The 19,024-nt window shown below is 43.6% G+C and carries 19 protein-coding genes; 18 read left to right on the top strand and 1 reads right to left on the bottom strand.

Features of this window, described 5'->3' with window-relative positions; all coding sequences use genetic code 11:
* The first annotated feature begins 81 nt into the window (after positions 1-81).
* The 15 genes from rsmH (at position 82) to EO126_RS05410 (ending at position 15,975) form a co-directional block, all read left to right on the top strand.
* Positions 82-1,014, top strand: a complete 933-nt coding sequence (rsmH, locus tag EO126_RS05340) for a 16S rRNA (cytosine(1402)-N(4))-methyltransferase RsmH (RefSeq protein WP_006554948.1) — start codon at positions 82-84, stop codon at positions 1,012-1,014.
* Positions 1,015-1,036: 22 nt separating this feature from the next.
* Positions 1,037-1,453 carry a septum formation initiator family protein gene (locus EO126_RS05345; protein ID WP_006554947.1) on the top strand — a complete coding sequence of 139 codons (417 nt, stop codon included), beginning with the start codon at positions 1,037-1,039 and terminating at the stop codon, positions 1,451-1,453.
* A 62-nt stretch (positions 1,454-1,515) separates the two neighbouring features.
* Complete coding sequence (locus EO126_RS05350; RefSeq protein WP_127007888.1) at positions 1,516-3,000, top strand: UDP-N-acetylmuramoyl-L-alanyl-D-glutamate--2,6-diaminopimelate ligase; 1,485 nt, start codon at positions 1,516-1,518, stop codon at positions 2,998-3,000.
* 2 nt (positions 3,001-3,002) lie between these two features.
* Complete coding sequence (locus EO126_RS05355; RefSeq protein WP_006554945.1) at positions 3,003-4,379, top strand: UDP-N-acetylmuramoyl-tripeptide--D-alanyl-D-alanine ligase; 1,377 nt, start codon at positions 3,003-3,005, stop codon at positions 4,377-4,379.
* 207 nt (positions 4,380-4,586) lie between these two features.
* Positions 4,587-5,549 (top strand): phospho-N-acetylmuramoyl-pentapeptide-transferase, encoded by a 963-nt coding sequence (gene mraY, locus EO126_RS05360; protein ID WP_127007890.1) that lies wholly within the window; start codon positions 4,587-4,589, stop codon positions 5,547-5,549.
* Positions 5,550-5,561: 12 nt separating this feature from the next.
* Positions 5,562-6,944 (top strand): UDP-N-acetylmuramoyl-L-alanine--D-glutamate ligase, encoded by a 1,383-nt coding sequence (murD, locus tag EO126_RS05365; protein ID WP_006554943.1) that lies wholly within the window; start codon positions 5,562-5,564, stop codon positions 6,942-6,944.
* Between the two features lie 2 nt (positions 6,945-6,946).
* Positions 6,947-8,053: an undecaprenyldiphospho-muramoylpentapeptide beta-N-acetylglucosaminyltransferase gene (gene murG / locus EO126_RS05370; protein ID WP_127007892.1), complete on the top strand. Its 1,107-nt coding sequence runs from the start codon at positions 6,947-6,949 to the stop codon at positions 8,051-8,053.
* 21 nt (positions 8,054-8,074) lie between these two features.
* Positions 8,075-9,448, top strand: coding sequence for a UDP-N-acetylmuramate--L-alanine ligase (murC, locus tag EO126_RS05375; RefSeq protein WP_006554941.1), 1,374 nt, complete (start codon positions 8,075-8,077; stop codon positions 9,446-9,448).
* A gap of 2 nt (positions 9,449-9,450) precedes the next feature.
* Entirely contained in the window at positions 9,451-10,383 is a 933-nt protein-coding gene (locus tag EO126_RS05380; protein WP_006554940.1) for a D-alanine--D-alanine ligase, read from the top strand.
* A 19-nt stretch (positions 10,384-10,402) separates the two neighbouring features.
* Positions 10,403-11,542 (top strand): cell division protein FtsQ/DivIB, encoded by a 1,140-nt coding sequence (locus EO126_RS05385; RefSeq protein ID WP_006554939.1) that lies wholly within the window; start codon positions 10,403-10,405, stop codon positions 11,540-11,542.
* A 21-nt stretch (positions 11,543-11,563) separates the two neighbouring features.
* The gene (locus EO126_RS05390; protein ID WP_006554938.1) at positions 11,564-12,259 is read left to right on the top strand and encodes a DUF881 domain-containing protein; all 696 of its coding nucleotides are present in this window, start codon (positions 11,564-11,566) and stop codon (positions 12,257-12,259) included.
* Complete coding sequence (locus EO126_RS05395) at positions 12,259-12,603, top strand: small basic family protein (protein ID WP_006554937.1); 345 nt, start codon at positions 12,259-12,261, stop codon at positions 12,601-12,603. Before EO126_RS05390 ends, EO126_RS05395 begins: the two co-directional genes overlap by 1 nt.
* 143 nt (positions 12,604-12,746) lie before the next feature.
* Positions 12,747-13,751: a cell division protein FtsZ gene (gene ftsZ, locus EO126_RS05400; RefSeq protein ID WP_006554936.1), complete on the top strand. Its 1,005-nt coding sequence runs from the start codon at positions 12,747-12,749 to the stop codon at positions 13,749-13,751.
* A gap of 40 nt (positions 13,752-13,791) precedes the next feature.
* On the top strand, positions 13,792-14,370 hold the full coding sequence (locus EO126_RS05405; protein WP_006554935.1) for an outer membrane beta-barrel protein: 579 nt from the start codon (positions 13,792-13,794) through the stop codon (positions 14,368-14,370).
* 354 nt (positions 14,371-14,724) lie between these two features.
* Positions 14,725-15,975 carry an aminotransferase class I/II-fold pyridoxal phosphate-dependent enzyme gene (locus EO126_RS05410; RefSeq protein WP_006554934.1) on the top strand — a complete coding sequence of 417 codons (1,251 nt, stop codon included), beginning with the start codon at positions 14,725-14,727 and terminating at the stop codon, positions 15,973-15,975.
* Between the two features lie 69 nt (positions 15,976-16,044).
* Here EO126_RS05410 and EO126_RS05415 read toward each other — a convergent pair whose 3' ends face one another.
* Entirely contained in the window at positions 16,045-16,287 is a 243-nt protein-coding gene (locus tag EO126_RS05415; protein WP_006554933.1) for a DUF896 domain-containing protein, read from the bottom strand.
* 216 nt (positions 16,288-16,503) lie between these two features.
* Here EO126_RS05415 and nth point away from each other — a divergent pair, with 216 nt between their 5' ends.
* The 3 genes from nth to EO126_RS05430 are packed head-to-tail and all read left to right on the top strand — an operon-like array spanning position 16,504 to position 18,981.
* Positions 16,504-17,142 (top strand): endonuclease III, encoded by a 639-nt coding sequence (gene nth, locus EO126_RS05420; RefSeq protein WP_006554932.1) that lies wholly within the window; start codon positions 16,504-16,506, stop codon positions 17,140-17,142.
* A gap of 1 nt (position 17,143) precedes the next feature.
* Positions 17,144-18,625, top strand: coding sequence for a hypothetical protein (locus EO126_RS05425; RefSeq protein WP_006554931.1), 1,482 nt, complete (start codon positions 17,144-17,146; stop codon positions 18,623-18,625).
* Positions 18,626-18,675: 50 nt separating this feature from the next.
* The gene (locus EO126_RS05430) at positions 18,676-18,981 is read left to right on the top strand and encodes a YdbC family protein (RefSeq protein ID WP_006554930.1); all 306 of its coding nucleotides are present in this window, start codon (positions 18,676-18,678) and stop codon (positions 18,979-18,981) included.
* The last annotated feature ends 43 nt before the right edge of the window (positions 18,982-19,024 follow it).

A 19,024-nucleotide genomic window follows, 5' to 3' on the forward strand; every position in this document is an offset into this window, starting at 1 on the left:
AAGTAATGCAATACTATAGCGATATAGTGAATGTTTGATTAAGGGTTGAGCATAATTGTGAAAACGGAAAGGAGCGGCCCCATGGAATTTTATCATGTAAGCGTGTTGCTGAAAGAAACAGTAAACGCCGTTTTAACGAATCCCCATGGGATTTACGTAGATTGCACGCTGGGCGGTGCGGGGCATGCCCATGCGTTAGGTGAGCAATTGGCCGCTGACGGTTTACTCATCGGACTCGATCAAGATGAGGTGGCGTTGGCGACCGCGACTGAACGTTTAGCAGATTTAAACTGTCGCGTTATGACGATTCCCACCAATTTCAAAGATTTAAAAGCGGCTTTGACGAGTCGGGGCATTACTGAGGTAGACGGATTTATCTTTGATCTCGGCGTATCAAGTTATCAACTTGATACGGCTGAACGCGGTTTTTCATACATGCAGGACGGTCCGCTGGATATGCGTATGGATATGCAGGGCTCGTTAACGGCAGCCGATGTGGTGAACGGTTACAGCGAAGCCGACTTAGTCCGCATTATTCAGGATTATGGCGAAGAGCGTTGGGCAAAACGTATTGCTCAATTTATCGTCACGGCTCGTGAGGATAAACCGATAACGACTACAGGTGAATTAACCAAGATTATTAAACAAGCTATTCCGGCTGGGGCAAGACGTGAAGGTCCGCATCCGGCAAAACGAACATTCCAAGCTATACGCATTGAAGTAAATCAGGAATTGGCTATTTTAAAAGACAGTTTTAAAGATGCTGTGGATTTATTAAAACCGGGCGGTCGCATCGGGGTTATTACATTCCACTCATTGGAAGACAGGATTACTAAACAGACTTTCAAAGAGCTGAGTACCGGTTGCATTTGTCCGCCGGAACTGCCGGTTTGCGTATGCCACCATGTGGCGGTAGTTAAAGCGAGAAATAAAGCGATTGAGCCCGGCAACGAAGAAGTAACGGCAAATCCGCGAGCACGGAGTGCCAAGTTACGCGTGGCCGAGAAGGTATAGATAGATAGCGGGGGTTGATTATATGTTAGCGAGAAAGACAGTCGGCGTAAGGGTTGCACAACCGACGGCGAGACCATATATACCAACACAAACACGTCGAGCGAAACAAGTTGGTGTATTCAGTAACGCATCGCCGGAATTGAAACAAATTTTAATGTTATTAGTTATTGCAGGCATTATGGTAGCCGCTATTTTGGGAGGGCGCGTGGTCAAAGCCGGCGCCGGTTACGAATTGGTAAGCATGCAACGTGAAATGGTACAACTTACCAGAGATAATGAAGAATTGAGTTTGGAAGTGGCGGAATTAAAATCGCCGACACGAATTCAGCAGATTGCGCAAGACAAATTGGGAATGGTTTTGCCCGATGCTTTTGTGTACAACAGCAAAGGTACTACTGTAGAACGTGATGTGAATGTAACACCTCACATCAGGGACTAAACTACAGTATGAGGCAGCTCCGGAAGTGAGCTGCTTTCCTTGTTTGAGATGGAGGAAATATTGTGAAAACAGTACAAGAGTTAGTAAACGTTATATCCGATGTAACCGTGAAGGGCGCTGTTGATATGGCAGTTAGTCATATTACGGCGGATTCCCGAGAAGTTAAAGCAGGCAGTTTATTTATTTGTCTCACAGGCGCTCATGTAAACGGGCATGATTATGTCAACAAAGCTGTTGAAGCCGGTGCGGTGGCCATATTGGCATCGGAGCCGATTGAGGTGTCGGATACGGTTACGGTGTTGACGGTAAAAGATACACGTATCGCCATGCAGCAATGTGTACCGTTCTTTTATGATTATCCGGGATGCAAGATGCGCATGATTGGGGTTACCGGTACGAACGGTAAAACGACTACGACTCATATTATCGGTCATATCTTACGTGCCCAAGAGTACAAAGTGGGAATTATCGGTACTGTTCACGTTATGATTGGCGATAAAACCTATCCGATTCATAATACAACCCCGGATGTAGTTGATTTACAGCATATTTTATCACAGATGGTGGCAGAAGGGGTAACTCATTGCATCATGGAAGTATCTTCTCATGCATTGGCTCTTAATCGTGTAGCCGGTGTAGAATACGATACGGCTGTATTTACTAACTTGACGCAAGACCATCTCGATTTTCACAAAACGTTTGAAAACTATTTGGCGGCCAAATGTAAATTATTTGAACAGGTAAGTGCTCCTAATCAGCATAAAAAGAATAAGGGCGCTGTCATCAATATTGACGATCCGTACGGCGAAAGGGTTATGGCTAAAAACTCTGCACCGCTTATTACCTACGGTACGAAAGGTAAAGGTACCTTGGAAGGTGAAAATCTTACGATTACCGCTAAGACTTCCGCTTATGACATTGTGTATGAAGGTAAAGAATATCCGATTCATATGCGCATTACGGGACTCTTTAATGTATATAACACCTTGGCGGCTATCGGTGCTTGTCTCTTTGAAGGCGTAAGCATGGAAGATATTATTAAGGCACTTAGTGATTTTACGGCTGTACCGGGACGCTTTGAACTGGTGGAAGAAGGACAACCTTTTGCCGTAGTTGTTGACTATGCTCATACACCGGACGGTTTGGAAAATATTTTGCAAACGGCTCAGAAAATCGTAGAACGACATATTATTGTGGTGTTCGGTTGCGGCGGTGACCGTGATGCAACGAAACGTCCGATTATGGGACGTATTGCTGCACAATATGGTGATGGAATTTTTGTAACCTCTGATAATCCGCGTACGGAAGATCCGGAGAAAATCGTGGCTCAAGTGGCGGAAGGTGTGAAAGAAGGTCTTCGTGAAGGTTCGGTATATACGGTTATTACGGATCGACGCAGTGCCATTCATGCAGCCATTAAGGCGGCCAAGGCCGGTGATGTGGTGATTATAGCCGGTAAAGGCCATGAAGATTATCAGATTTTAAAAGATAAAACGATTCATTTCGACGATCGGGAAGTTGCCCGCGAAGCATTAAAGGAGAGATAACAATGGCAGAGTTTACGCTCCGGGAGGTGTTGACCGTAACAGGCGGTACCTATAACGGGGAAGCAAGTGAAACAACAGTATTTACTAATGTATCGACGGATACGCGCACCATTGAAGAAGGTTCGTTGTTTGTTGCCTTGACGGGCGATACCTTCGACGGTCATGATTTTCTGCCGCAAGCGCAAGCTAACGGAGCGTTGGGTGCTTTGGTTAAACCGGGGCATACAATTAAAAATCTCATCTGTGTAGAAGTAGAGTCTCCTTTATTGGCGTATCAGCAATTGGCAAATTATCATCGTCGACGTTTTGATATTCCCGTAGTGGCCGTTACCGGTTCATCGGGGAAAACCACAACTAAAGAAATGATTGCCGCTGTATTGGGTATTAAGTTTAATGTATTAAAAACCGAAAAGAACTTTAATAATGAAATCGGTTTGCCTAAAACTTTGTTACAGCTTACCGCCGACCATGAGGCCTGCATCGTTGAAATGGGGATGCGCGGTCTCGGTCAGATTGACGAATTGGCTCGTATTGCCGAACCGATGGTGGGGGTAATCACCAATGTAGGTAACAGTCATATTGAATTGTTGGGGTCTCGTGAAAACATTGCGAAGGCTAAGAGTGAACTGATTCAGCACATTCCGGCAACGGGGACGGCTATTTTAAACGAAGATGATGAGTTTGTTCGTCAGATGGGGAATTTGACGGATGGCAAAATTATCTATTACGGTATAAAAGAGAAAGCCACTATTTCGGGTTTTAACTTACGTTATAAAAAAGACGGCATTAAATTTACCTGCCGCAGTTTTGATGAAGTATTTGATGTGTTTTTACCGATGATCGGGGAACACAATGTATATGATGCTTTAGCTGCGATTTCGGTAGGTCGTGCCTTGGGTGTATCTTCGCAAAAAATCGCTAAAGCATTAGGCGCTTTTAAAGGCATGTCGATGCGTCAGGAGATCGTTTCTTTCGGTGATTTTGTTGTATTAAATGATGCGTATAATGCCAATCCTATGTCCATGGCTGAATCTATTAAAGCATTGGGCCAACTTGACGGTAAACGAAAAATCGCCATGCTCGGTGATATGCTTGAATTAGGTGAGTTTTCCGAAGAACATCATCGTGAAATCGGCCGATTACTGGTAGCGGAAGGTTACGATCAAGTGTATACTTTTGGTGAGGCCGCAAAATTTATTGCCCGCGAAGCCAAGTCGGCCGGTATTCGAGTGGCCAAGATTTGCGACAGCCATTTGGATATGGTGAATGCTTATTGTGATATACGGGCTAAGGGCGATGTTATTTTGGTAAAAGGGTCGCGTGGTCTTCGCATGGAACGGGTAGTTACCGAATTTGAAGACAGAGAGGTACTTCAATAAGGACGTTTGTCCGGTTGTGGTAGTTTACAGCCGAACTTTTTTAAAAAGCGAGAATTATATTTGCATTACAGCCTTATATGTACTACCATATATAACGGCCTTTATTTTTTGAAAGGTCGCGGCAGGTTTTAATATTTGCCAAACTGTGTAAAAAATAATGAGTTAATCGGCTTGATGAAGGCCGTAATGTAAGGAGCGATAGTTCGAATGACCATGCAATTATTATTTGCGTTTATTACTGCGTTGGTAATAACGTTAATACTAGGAAAAATAGGAATACCTTTATTACGACAGTTACATGCGCAGCAAAGCATACGAGAAGACGGGCCGCAAGCCCATTTAGCCAAAGCGGGCACGCCGACTATGGGCGGTATTTTCATGCTGTTGGCTATGGTGGTGACCGTATGGGTGTTTGCACCGTTTCAAATGGCTACGTGGGTATTGCTGTTCTTAACATTAGGTCATGGTTTATTGGGCTTCTTGGATGATTTCATTAAGTCAGTTAAAAAACGTAATTTAGGCCTTACGGCTAAGCAGAAATTATTGGGACAAATTATTATGTCCGCCGTATTCTGCTATATTGCAACGGAAGTTATGGTTATTCCGACTACTGTTTGGATCCCGTTTGTAAATACCACTTTTGATTTAGGTATGATGTATTATGTGTTGGTATTTATCATTATTGTGGGTACCACCAATGCCGTTAACTTGACGGACGGGCTCGACGGTTTGGCTGCCGGTACTTCAGCAGCCGCAGCTATTGCCTATACGGTAATCGGCATGCTTGCATTGCAACCGAGTGTATCTTTCTTTGGCATTGCTCTTTGCGGGGCTGTGATCGGGTTCTTATATTTTAACTCTAATCCGGCTAAAGTATTCATGGGCGATACTGGTTCTTTAGCATTAGGCGGTGCCTTTGCGGGAATGGCGATTTTGACCAAAACGGAATTATTGTTGATTATTATCGGCGGTATTTTCGTAATGGAAGCTTTATCTGTTATTATTCAGGTCGTATCATTTAAAACTCGCGGTGTCCGTGTTTTCAAAATGAGTCCGATTCATCATCATTTTGAATTGTCCGGCTGGAGCGAGCAAAAAGTGGTGAGTCGTTTTTGGCTCGGCAGTTGCATGTTTGCCGTATGTGGTTTGTTATTTTATGTAATGCGATAGGTAGGCGTAATCATGGAGTACAAGGGTAAACGAATTTTAGTGTTAGGTGCAGGTCGGAGCGGCATCGGTGTCGCTCACGTATTGGGAATGTTGGGGGCTGACGTTACTTTAAACGATTATAAAGATGTTGCGTTTACATCGGCTGAAGCGGCACTATTGCAGGAAGCTCATGTAACCGTTATTACCGGTCGCCAGGAGATTGATTTATTGGCGGCTGTTGATCGTATTGTGGTATCGCCGGGCATTGCACTTACTATTCCTATTCTGGTAGAAGCTGCCAAACGCGGTATGGATATTGTGGGGGAAGTGGAAGTGGCTTATGACATTTCCAAAGCACCTATCCTTGGCGTTACCGGTACCAATGGCAAAACTACAACAACCACTTTATTGGGTGAAGTCATGAAAACAACTGGCAAACCTGTAATGGTGGGCGGTAATATCGGTGACTCTTTGAGTGAAGCGGCGTATGAAATTCCTGCTGACGGTTATTTGGTAGCCGAAGTATCCAGTTATCAATTGGAAACGGTGAAAAACTTTAAACCGTTAGGCGCTATTATGTTGAATATCACGCCGGATCATTTACAGCGACATAAAACCATGGAAGCGTATCAGGCAGCCAAAGAGAATATATTTAAGCAACAGACGAAAGCGGAACGAACGGTACTCAATCTGGATGATCCGTTGGTAGCCGGCATGCAAGCACGGGTACCGGGTAAAATACTTTGCATCAGTCAGGAACATGGTGTGACGGATGGAGCGTATTTTGCGGGCAATCAGTGCTGGGCCGTGCGTAATAATGAGGTAGAGCCTGTTATCGGTACCGATGAGATTCACTTGCCGGGGCGTCATAATATTGAAAATATTTTAGCTGTTATTGCTCTCGCTTATGATTTGGGCATTACGGCGGCGCAACTGCATGATGTGATTGCGAATTTTAAAGCGGTGGAACACCGGTTGGAACGTGTTACCGTGATTGACGGGGCCACTTATTATAATGATTCAAAAGCGACGAATACGGATTCGGCCGTTAAAGCGTTGGAAGCGTTCAAAGAACCGGTTATTTTATTGGCCGGCGGTTATGATAAGATGACAGATCTGACCGATTTTATGGCCATGGTTAAAACGCATGCGAAAGCCTTGGTTCTCATGGGGGATGCGGCGGCTCGTTTCGAGGAGGCGGCTAAAGCAGCCGGTATCGATTCGATTTATCGTGTTCGCTCTATGGCTGAGGCTGTAGCGAAGGGGCATGAATTGTCAAAACCGGGCGATGTGGTATTATTGTCATCGGCTTGTTCCAGTTTTGACTGGTATCATTGTTTTGAAGAACGAGGCGATGATTTTAAAAACGAAGTACATGCATTGGCTGCGATGACAGCTGATAAGAAGGGGTCTTAGTCATGAAGCGTATTATTATTTCAGGAGGTGGCACGGGCGGTCACATTTATCCTGCCATTACCATTTACAAAGAAATAGCCGCTATGACGGAGGCTGAATTCTTATATATCGGAACCGACAAAGGGTTGGAAGCTACGTTGGTGCCTAAGGAAGGAATTCCGTTTAAAACATTGCCGGTAGAAGGTTTGAATCGTAATTTTTCATTACACGCATTGGTTACTTTTGGCAAAACCTTGGGCTCTTTATGGAAGGCCAATCGCATTATATCCGAATTTAAGCCGGATATTGTTATCGGCACCGGCGGTTATGTGTGCGGACCGATTTTGTTGGCCGCGGCATTGCGTCATGTACCGACGCTTATCCAGGAACAAAATACGATTGGCGGTATTACGAACAAAATCTTGAGTCGTTTTGTCGACATCGTAGCGGTTGGTTTTGAAGATGCCAAAAAGGCTTTCCCTCGAGCGAAGCGTCTGGTGTATACCGGTAATCCGGTACGCCCGGAAGTATTGGTAGATACTCGGGCAGCAGGTCGTGAGTTTTTTAATTTAAAAGATGATGAGTTTGCCGTTCTCATTGCCGGCGGGTCTCGCGGGGCGCGCAGTATTAATACGGCCATGATTGAAGTACATGAATATTTTAAAAACCGTAAAGGCATTAAGCTGATTCATGTAACCGGTACGGGTGAATATAATCGTGTGCTTGAGGCGTTACACATTAAAGACGGTGAATCGTTCAGTGATACTTCGGTGATTTTGCCGTATTTACATGAAATGCCTAAGGCATTGGCAGCCGCTGATTTGGCTGTATTCCGTGCCGGCGCTGTCGGTCTTGCGGAACTTACGGTGCGAGGTATTCCATCGATTTTGATTCCGTATCCGTATGCGGCGGAGGATCATCAAACATATAATGCAAGGGCTTTGGTAAGTGCCGGAGCGGCTCGAATGATTGTGGATAAAATGTTGCAAGGTAAGGATTTGATTGGTGAAATTGAATTCTTTATAAACAATCCGCATGAATTGGGACGTATGTCGGTGGCAGCCAAATCGCTGGGAAAACCGGAGGCGGCTCACGATATAGCCCAATTGGCGTTGGATATTGCAAAATAAAGAATAAGGAGAGATTACACCATGTTGGATGGTATTCATAAAATACATCTTATCGGTATCGCCGGTTCAGGTATGCGGGCGATTGCCAATATTTTAATCAGTCAGGGCTTTGAGGTATCCGGTTCCGATATTCAGGAATCGGCCGTGACGGAACGTTTCCGTAAAATGGGAGCTACAATTCATATCGGCCATAATGCGGAGTATGTAAAAGGCGTTGATGCGGTTGTTCGCTCAACGGCTATTCATGCGGATAATCCGGAACTCATGGCGGCTCAAGAATTACAAATTCCGATTTTACATCGCTCCGATATTGTTAAAGCCGTATTGGATATTACAAAGGGGATTGCCGTAGCCGGTGCGCACGGTAAAACGACGACCACGTCCATGTTGGGACAGATTTTTGTGGAAGCCAGTTTGGATCCTACCGTTATCATCGGCGGCGAAGTTGATTATTTGGGCGGCAGCAGTCAATGGGGCCGCGGCGAATACAGCATTGCCGAAGCGGATGAAAGTGACGGTTCTTTCTTAAAATTAAATCCTAAGGCCATTGTCATTACCAATATTGAAAATGATCATATGGATCATTACGGTACGATGGAGCATTTATTGGATGCATTCTGCGAATTCGTCGGTAAATTACCGAAGGACGGTACGGCTGTTGTATGCGGCGATAATCCGTCGATTCAAAAAGTAATGCCGCGCGTGGATCGTCAATTTGTTACCTATGGTCTTGGCGAAGGTAATGATTATACGGCTCGCAACATTCATTATGAAAAGGGCATTTTGGTATATGAAGCCATGAAAGGGAACGAAGTAGTGGCAACGATTCGCCTTAAAGTTCCGGGTACTCATAATGCTTTGAATTCATTAGGTGCCTTCGTTATGGCCACTCGTTGCGGCGTTCCGGCTGATGTAGTGGTAGCTGCTTTAGCTAAATTTACCGGTGCTAAACGTCGTTTTGAAACCAAGGGCCATGTTAAAGGTGTATGGGTCGTTGATGATTATGCACATCATCCGACGGAAATTGCGGCCACTTTGAGTGCGGCCAAAGCTTTACAGTCGCACCGTGTTGTTTGTATATTCCAACCGCACCGTTTTACCCGCACTAATTTATTGTTGAAAGAATTCGGTAAAGCCTTTGAAAATGCGGATGTATTATTTATTACCGATATTTACAGTGCCGGCGAGGATCCGATTGCAGGCATTGACGGTCATTCGATTCCTGATATGGTTAAGGCCACGACGGGGCAGACCGTTCATTATATTGCTGATGTAAATGATGTACCGCAAATTGTTAAACAAATATTACAACCGGACGACTTGGTAATTACCATGGGTGCCGGCAGCATTAGTCAATACGGACCTAAATTATTGGCTGCATTGGAAGAGGAATAATCATGAAAAATAAAAAAATTATAGTACTAATGGGTGGCCCTTCTAAAGAAGCGGAAGTTTCCCGCAGAACCGGTAAAGCTATTGCCGAAGCCTTGTGCAGTTTAGGTTATAATGCTCAAACTTTGGAATTGGTGCCGGAACAATTGTTGGCGGATATTAAAGCTCAAGGCGGCGAAATCGTATTTAATGCTTTGCACGGTAAATTCGGTGAAGACGGTGCGCTTCAAGGTTTGCTTGAAATGGCAGGCATCCCTTATACCGGTTCCGGTGTTATGGCGCAAGCCGTAGGTATGAATAAGAAAATCAGTAAGGACGTATTTGTCGGTGCCGGCATTCCGACGGCAATGGCTAAATCATACAATGGCGAAACACAAAGTGAAGCGGATATTGTGGCTCATATTAAAGCCAACTTTACGATTCCGGTTGTTTTGAAACCGGCTACTCAAGGTTCCAGTATCGGCGTTACTATTGTACGTGAAGCCTCCGAACTTACGGCTGCTGTCAAAGAAGCACTTGTATATGACAATATTTTGGTGGTAGAGCAGTACTTGGACGGCCATGAATTTACCGTTCCCGTATTGGAAGGTAAGGCTTTGCCGGTTATTGAAATCAGACCGCATTCCGGCGAATATGATTACACTTCAAAATATACGACCGGTGCTACCGATTATTTGGTACCGGCTCCGATTGATGATGCGTTGACTGAAAAGATGCAGGCTATCGGTGAAAACGTATATCGTGAATTGCAATGTTCCGGCGTAATTCGTATCGATTTTATGACGAATAAAGCAGGGGAACCGTTTGTATTGGAATATAATACGATTCCGGGCATGACGGCCACTTCCTTGGTACCAAAATCTGCTAAAGCCATGGGGATGGATTTTCCGACCCTGTGTGAAAAAATTCTGCTCACCGCCGGTTTAGGTAAATTTTAAGTAAACTGGAGATACTGCGATGGATAGAGAGAATCGGCAACATTCATCCGGTTACAGAAGACCGGCAGCACCATATGAGCAACGTGAATCCGCGTGGGGGCAAAACCCGGCAAACGGTCAAGGCTCGACTTGGAGCCAGCAAACGTATGGGAATCAATCGGCCGGACAAGGTCCGGTAGAAGCAGTGAGACCAAATCCGACTGCAAAATTTCGGCCATATGGTGAGTCGGCCCGCCAGGAAGGGCCGTCAACGAATCAGACCGGTGAACAAGCAAGACCGGGCTATGGCATGCCGAACAGAAATGACGAGCAATCGGAAACAACGAATTCACCAAGACATTATCGGGGAACGGACCGACCTTTATACGCTTTTGACTCGAACTACTCGGCTGCAGCCGACAGTGATGAACCAGGATACTATCAAAACGGCGGGGAACCGCCGGAGCCGCCTAAGCATCCTCATGCATGGCGTCGACGTATTGTCTTGATCGGTGCCGGTGTATTACTGCTTTGGTTGCTTTTATTTATCTTGCCTATCCCGTTCGGGTCAATTACGGTGACCGGTAGTCAGAATGTAACGGTATCGGATGTAATGGCTGCCGGCAATATACGCTATCCCGTTAATTTATTGCAGATTAATGCGAGTCAGTTGGAAGAACGCTTACAGCATGACTTGCGTGTAGATTCGGTAAAAGTAACCTATGTATTGCCCCTTACTTTACAGGTAAATGTAACCGAACGACGTGCGGCCGCCGTGGTGGCGACTCAGTTTGGTTTTGCTACTTTGGATGCTAAGGGACAAGTTATTAATGTTGGGGCGGCTATTGAAGATACGTCAGCCCTGATTATTTCCGGCATTAAATTGGGCAATGTTTTATTGGGCGACCAGATTGACGAACCGGTCATTAAAGGTGCGTTAACCTATTTGAATTCACTGAGTGATGAAGGTCGTAAGCAAATTGCCGAAATTAATGTAGGTGATGCCAATCAGTTAATCGCTTATACGGTGGACGGCTTACCGCTTCATTTGGGCGATACGACGGATATGGATAAAAAAGGGCCTTTATCTGAAAACATGTTGCGTGATGTGAAGGCTCGCGGTGTGGCAGCACAATATTTGGATGTCAATGTAAAGGCGCCGTTTATTAAGACGCCTTAATAGAAAAATGGAAGAGGAAGCATGTTAAAGCAAGGTCGTTGGGCGATAGCGGCTGTAAGTATGTTGCTGGGGATTATGCTGGTCGGTCAGTATAAAATGACACAAAGCATAGCAGACAGCAATATCCATTTACAGCGAACAGGAGATTTAGCACGTGAATTGACCGCGGCGGAAAAAGAGCGTGATGAACTGCGGCAACAATTAGAAAAAATACAAAAAGGAGATGCCTCGGCTAGTTTAGTTAAGGACATCAACTTGTTAAAACAGCGAGCCGGTCTTACCGATGTAAGCGGACCCGGTGTCATAATCACTATTAATGACAGTAAAATACCGGTGAAAGATAATGAAAACCCTAACCTTTATTTGATTCATGATGAGGACTTATTGCGTGTGCTCAATGAATTGCGCGCCGGCGGCGCCGAAGCCATTGCCGTTAACGATCAACGGTTGACCGGTACTTCGGAAGTACGCTGTGCGGGACCGACGGTTATGGTTAACGGTAAAGTATTCGGTCCTCCGTTTGTGATTAAAGCTATTGGGGATCCAAAGACTTTGTCGGCGGCGCTCACTATGCGCGGTGGCGTAGTAGAGTCTTTGAAGTACTGGGGCATTGAGCTGAAGATTCAAGAAGTGAATCAGATGGTGGTGCCGGCTTTCAACGGTACATTTAAAGAAGAACATTTACAGGCAGTTAAGCAAGGAGGCGATAAAAAATAATGATGTACTTATTTATCGTCGGAGGCTTGGTAGTGGGCATTATTATTGGTATAATGTCACCGCTTGAAATCCCGCCGGTGTATGCCAAATATACATCGGTAGCTTTGTTGGCCGCATTGGATAGTGTATTTGGCGGCACGCGTGCCGCGTTGGAACGAATATTCAATTTGTCGATATTTCTGACAGGATTCTTTTCAAACTCACTATTAGCTGCACTCTTAGTATTCTTGGGAAATTTTGTGGGCATTGATCTTTATTATGTAGCACTCATCAGCTTTGGTTTACGTTTATTTCAAAATACGGCAGCCATTAGACGTTTGCTTTTGTCAAGACGTACGAAATAAGGTATACTTTAATGTAAAAGAGTAGAAAAATTAAAAAAAATAGTGTAAAATGAAATGAACTAAGTTATAATAGTATTGAAATAATCATGTTGTTTGAAATAAAGGGCATATAAATTTTACGGGCAACAGGAGGAGGAACGTAAATGTCGGAATTCGCAAGTATTAAAGTAATCGGTGTTGGTGGCGGCGGAAGTAACGCCGTAAATCGTATGATTGACAGTGGTCTTCAAGGTGTAGATTTCCTTGTGGCTAATACAGAAACTCAAGCTTTGGATAATTCTAAAGCAGATATAAAAATTCAATTAGGTGAAAAATTGACTAAAGGTCTTGGTGCCGGTGCTAACCCACAGGTAGGGGAAGAAGCGGCTCAAGAAAGTCGTGAAGAAATTACAAAAGCCCTTCAAGGTTCCGACATGGTCTTTGTAACCGCAGGTATGGGTGGCGGTACCGGTACCGGTGCAGCTCCTATCGTTGCTGAATGTGCACGTGAAATGGGTGCTTTGACTGTTGGCGTAGTAACAAAACCATTCACTTTTGAAGGTAAACGTCGTAAGAACCAAGCTGATAAAGGTATTGAAATGTTAACCAGCAAAGTAGATACAATTATCGTAATTCCTAATGATAAATTATTACAAGTTGTTGATAAGAAAACTCCTTTGAACGAAGCATTCCGCACTGCTGATGATGTGCTTCGTCAAGGTATCAAGGGGATTTCCGATTTGATTACCGTACCTGGTCTTATTAACCTTGACTTTGCCGATGTTAAAACTATTATGACAAACCAAGGCGAAGCTCTTATGGGTATCGGTATCGGCGAAGGTGAAAACCGTGCTGTTGACGCTGCTAAAATGGCTATTAACAGCCCATTGTTGGAAACATCCATCGAAGGCGCCAAAGGTATTCTCTTGAACATTACCGGTAGCGGTGATTTGAGCTTATTCGAAATTAACGAAGCAGCTGAAATCATTTCCGAAGCAGCGGATCCTGAAGCTAATATTATCTTCGGTTCCGTTATAGATGAAAACCTTGGAGATCGCGTACAAATCACTGTTGTTGCTACGGGCTTCGGCGCACAACCTAAATCAGCTGCCGTGAAATCTCCATTTGGTACTGTAGGTCCTGAAATCCCTACGTTTATGAAGCGCTAGTTGGTTACTAAGCGTGTATGTGTTAAGAGGAGGTAATTCTATGAACAAAAAAGTGTTAGTAGCTACATTAGCTGCCACAATGTTAACAGGTGCTGCCTTCGCAGCTGCTGTACCTGTAACTGACATCAATCAAGGCGATAGCAAAATCGGTGTTGAGTACAGTTTTTCCCAAAACGTAACCGGTGAAAGCGGTCATGCTGACGGCTTCGGCGTTAATTTGCAGACCGGTTTGACTGACAAATGGGCATTGCAGTATTCCTTTAACAAAATCAATCTTGATGATCGCAGCGACATTAAAGATCATCAATTGAATGCTGTTTATGATATTCACCCTAACTTTAACGTATATGCAGGCGGTACTTATATTAAAGCTGCCGGCGATCATGAAACCGGTTTACAGGTTGGTGTAATCGGTCATATGCCTTTGGCAGATCGTCTTGAAGGCTTTGCTAAAGTAGGTTTCGGCACCGACATTAAAAATACTTACCAAGTAGGTGCTACTTACGCATTGAATAATGAATTCGATCTCAGCTTATATTATCAATATGACAAATATGATGTAGATAATGATAAAGTATCCGCTAAAGGCTTCCATGCCGGCGTAGGCTATAACTTCTAATTTGCCGTATTTGTTTAATCGATGAGGAGAAACGGTTTTCTCAAAAGTCATTTTAACTCGTGATTAGCGTACATAATTATAAGTAATATAGCCCCACAAATATCCTTTCTTGGGAACGATATTTGTGGGGCTTTTATATTTATATAAATCAATATAGTGCAGTTGGTATGCACTTTAGTACAGTCTATCTTGCATGATAAACATGAATTACGCATAGCCTATATTGTATACAATATTCTTATCAAAAAACATCATAATTTTGGCATTTTTTGAGCTCTTACTCTTGTAACGGGCTTTTTTTTCCGTTATTATTAAGTAAGGAATTGATTAATATCAGATGGGATGGTGTCGGTTATGACTATGAGTATGGCAGCAACACACGCAAGGGGTAAAAAAGCGAAAGATAATATTTTTGTCATGAATGCACGCGCACAGGAAGACGCGAAATTGAATGGCAAAGAAAATGTGCTTAACGGTACTTTGGGATCCATTATGGATGAACAAGGTAATATTGTCTTTCTGAAAGCTGTAGAAAAAGAATATTTAAACTTGCCACGCAATGAATATGTGGCGTATGCACCGATTGCGGGTTTACCTGAATTCTTGGAAGCCGCTAAAAGCGAATGCTTCGGCGAATCCAGACCGGACGCATTTTTATCGGCGGTAGCAACTGCCGGCGGTACCGGTGGGGTTCATCATTTGGTGCATAATTACACCAATCCGGAAGATATCGTATTGACGGCCGATTGGTACTGGGGCGCGTATGAACAAATTTGCGGTGACAATCATCGCCATTTGGAAACCTATCCGTTATTCGATGCAGAGTTAAAATTTAACTTTGAAGGCTTCAAAGCTAAAGTATTGGAAGTAGCGGCTAAACAGGAAAACGTAGTAACTATTTTCAACACACCGGGCAACAATCCTACCGGTTTCAGCTTGACTGATGAAGATTGGGATAAGGTAATTGCATTTACCAAAGAATTAGTTGCTAACGGTAAAAATAAATTTATCATCGCCTGTGACGTAGCCTACATTGATTACTCCGGTGAAAAACAGACTGTACGTCGTTTCTTCAAAAAATTCAGTCAATTGCCGAAAGAAATTTTTGTCGTAGTTTGCTACAGTTTGTCTAAAGGCTTTACTTTATACGGTCAGCGCGTAGGGGCTATGATCGGTATTACATCAGATGCCGATGTTGATGCGGAATTTAAAGAAATTAATGCTTTAACATCTCGTGCTACTTGGTCCAATATTTGTCGTCCGGCTATGCGCACGATGGCTAATATTGTATCTGATCCGGCAAAATTGGCTGCTCATGAAACAGAGCGTGCCGAATATTGTGAGCTTATCCAAGAACGTGCCCGTATCTTCACTGAAGAAGCTAAAGAATTGGGCTTACCATGTTTACCTTATTGCGGCGGTTTCTTCTTAACGATTCCGACAGAACATGCCAAAGAAATCGTAGAAGAACTTACCAAAGAACATGTGTATGTAATTCCTTTGAAACATGGTGTGCGTATTGCCGCCTGCAGTATTCCTAAAAAACAAATGCATGGTTTGGCTAAAACCGTGTACAATGTAATGCACCGCTTAGGTCATTTATAAAATGTAAAAAATCCGGTGAACACAAGGTGCTCACCGGATTTTATTTTTATGTGTTTAATGTATTGTTGCTTAGCTTAATTTATTGATCTTTGCTTTATTGGCGGCTGCAATATCTTTGGCACTGGTAATATTACCTTTTTCATCAACGAAGGACACTCGATCCATTTGTGATTGAACCTGGCCGCGAATGAAATCCAAGTAGATACGATATAATTCTTTTTTTTCAACCAATTCGGCTTCAGTTAATTCCTGACCTGATTTTTTCTTGTGGGCTAATTCGTTGATACGCTTTAAAACGTCATTTATTTCCATACATTCCTCCATATGAATTATTTATTTTTATAAAATTCTCAATTAAGATATTATTTATATTCATTATAGCATATTGGTCAAGCCGTTTGCTGTTACATAATGAGTAGTGATATAATTGAATGCATACGACAGAACTATTTTGAATGAGTATTCTAATATAGATTTAGAGAATATTCTGCTTTAGATTTATAGATAAAATGGAGCATAGAAGACATAATGCGTGTAACAAAAGCAATTAAGGCGGAACAGATTGCAATTCTGGAAACCGTATATAAAGATGCTAAACCGGCCCTGCATTATAACAGTCCGTTTGAACTGCTGGTAGCGGTTGTGTTATCGGCTCAATGTACGGATGAACGGGTTAATATCATTACGGCACGCCTGTTCCCGACATATAGCGATCCGGCGGATATGTTGGCGTTGGGTACGGCCAAACTGGAAGTGTTGATCCGCGACTGCGGCTTGTATCGAGCCAAGGCGGCTAATTTAATAAAGACATGTGATCTTCTTGTCAATACTTACGGCGGTGAAGTACCGTCCGAGTTTGATAAATTGGTACAATTGCCCGGTGTCGGCCGTAAGACCGCCAATGTACTGATATCTGTGTTGTTTGATACACCGGCTATTGCCGTAGATACGCATGTATTCCGCGTGTCGAATCGCTTAGGTTTGGCAAAAGGTAAGACACCGGAAGAGGTGGAAGAAAAACTAAAAAAAGCAATTCCCATGGAGAAATGGAGTGCGGCTCATCATTGGTTGATTTGGCACGGCCGTAAGATTTGTAAGGCCAGAAAGCCGCTATGCGGTGAATGTCCGTTAGCTCATATTTGTCCGTCAGCCGGTAAGGAGGCATAAGATGAACGAAGCAATGCAATCAATTATTAAAAAATTTAAAGCAATCGGTGTTACCGGCAGTGCGGTAGTGACAGAATTATTGCGTTTTCGCGTATTGGATCAAATGTTACAGGCCAGCTCCGAAGTACGCCAGTGGGGAATTACCGGCGATAAGTTATACGAATTGGCTGAGCAAAGTACGGTGGCAACATTCGGTGAACTGCCTTATGACCAAGCAGGTTTTGAAACTGTATACGGCCCTTCTTTTGCGGTAGAAGTAATGGATTTCATTACGGAAACAGGCTATGTGGAAGGTATTGCGGCCGGTGAACAATGGCGTTTGCCGTTCAAGGAAATTATTGAATTTCATAAAACGTCAGAAGGTATTATCCTTTTTGCCAATATTGAAGAGTATGCGGCTTTGGCCGAAGATATCTTGCAGGCGATTCCGGCTGAACGTTTATTGTTATATACGTCATCCGAAACTTGTTATAATCTCTTTAAACAATTATATCCATTGGCACCGGTTATCGATGAATGGCCGGAAGATGTTATTTTTGACCACATAGTAGCGGCGTCTACTGGTTTATTCCGTGCTCCGGTACATATTATGCAAGAATTGGCTAATCGGGTAGGAAATATTACAGAACTCGGTACGGCTCATTATTTTATTCCTATCAGCACCATTCAGGATCAGGTGGGGATGAATCGTATGGCGGTTCAATACATGTTATTGCAACCTCGTTTGCAGGCTATTCGTGAATGGGCACCGCTCGGAACCTATGAATTTGTGTACACGAATTATTCGGTTAAAAAAGTAGCCTTGGAAATTCGCGAAGTGATGGGGGAAACATGGCGCTCAACACCGTTTATAGCGCTCCCACATGAAGTAATGGCTTCTATGGATACATTCTCCATGGTACAGTATGCTTTATCACTCTGCGGTGTGGAACCGGCTATGAAAGCACAATTGCCTACATTAGGTGAAGACGGCTTTACTTCGAAAGATCCGAAAGTGCCTTTATATGTCCAAAAAGTATTTGATGCGTTTGAATCGACTCGTTTAGAATTGGAACGTCAGGGAACCGAAGTTCAATTAAAACTGGTTGAACATGATGGCCATAAAGCAGGCGAGACCTTGGACGAAGATGCGTATGCGGAACTTATGGAACAAAGTGAAGCGGCCAATGAAGAAAAGGCATATTGGATGTTTACCAATCCGCAAGCCGCGTATATTTGGTACACGTATTTCCGCAGTCAGCAAGGCGAAACTGTATTGACTAAATTGGCGCAGATGGCGTTGAGGCCGCAAGCGTTGTTGCAATTGATGGGCAGCGTTCGTCGCAATATCATTAAAGAAGAACCGTTGGCAGAATTAGCTGATCGCTTTGAAACGGCCCGTGCGGCTCGTAAAGCTGCTTTAGCCAAAGCTGATGCGGATTGGCAGGCTGAGATCGAAGCGATTGCCAAAGAAATTGTGCCAAATCCAAGTGAGAGTGATTGACAAGAAAGTCTAAGTGGGATAAAGTATAAAGTTAGATAAGGAGGTAAGACATGGCAGTTGTAAATTTTGAAATATATAAAGTATTGGGCACCTTATCTGAGAATAAAGATGGGTGGAAAAAACAGCTTACTTGCACCAGTTGGGGTCGTTATAATCCTAAATTCGACCTTCGTTCCTGGGATAGTGAATATAACGGTATGACTAAAGGGATTACCTTATCTCTTGAAGAAATCACGGCTCTTCGTGATTTATTGAATGAAGTGGATTTGGAAGCGGCTTACGAAGAATCCGTAGCTGAACGTCAGGCTGCGAAAGCGGCCGAAAAAGCAGCTGAAAAGGACAGTGCCGACGAGTAAGGAAAAATTTTACGATTTTATGTTAATAAGTTGCATTAAGTGA

This window comes from Veillonella seminalis, from assembly GCF_003992065.1.
In the GTDB taxonomy this organism is placed as follows: Bacteria; Bacillota; Negativicutes; order Veillonellales; family Veillonellaceae; genus Veillonella_A; species Veillonella_A seminalis.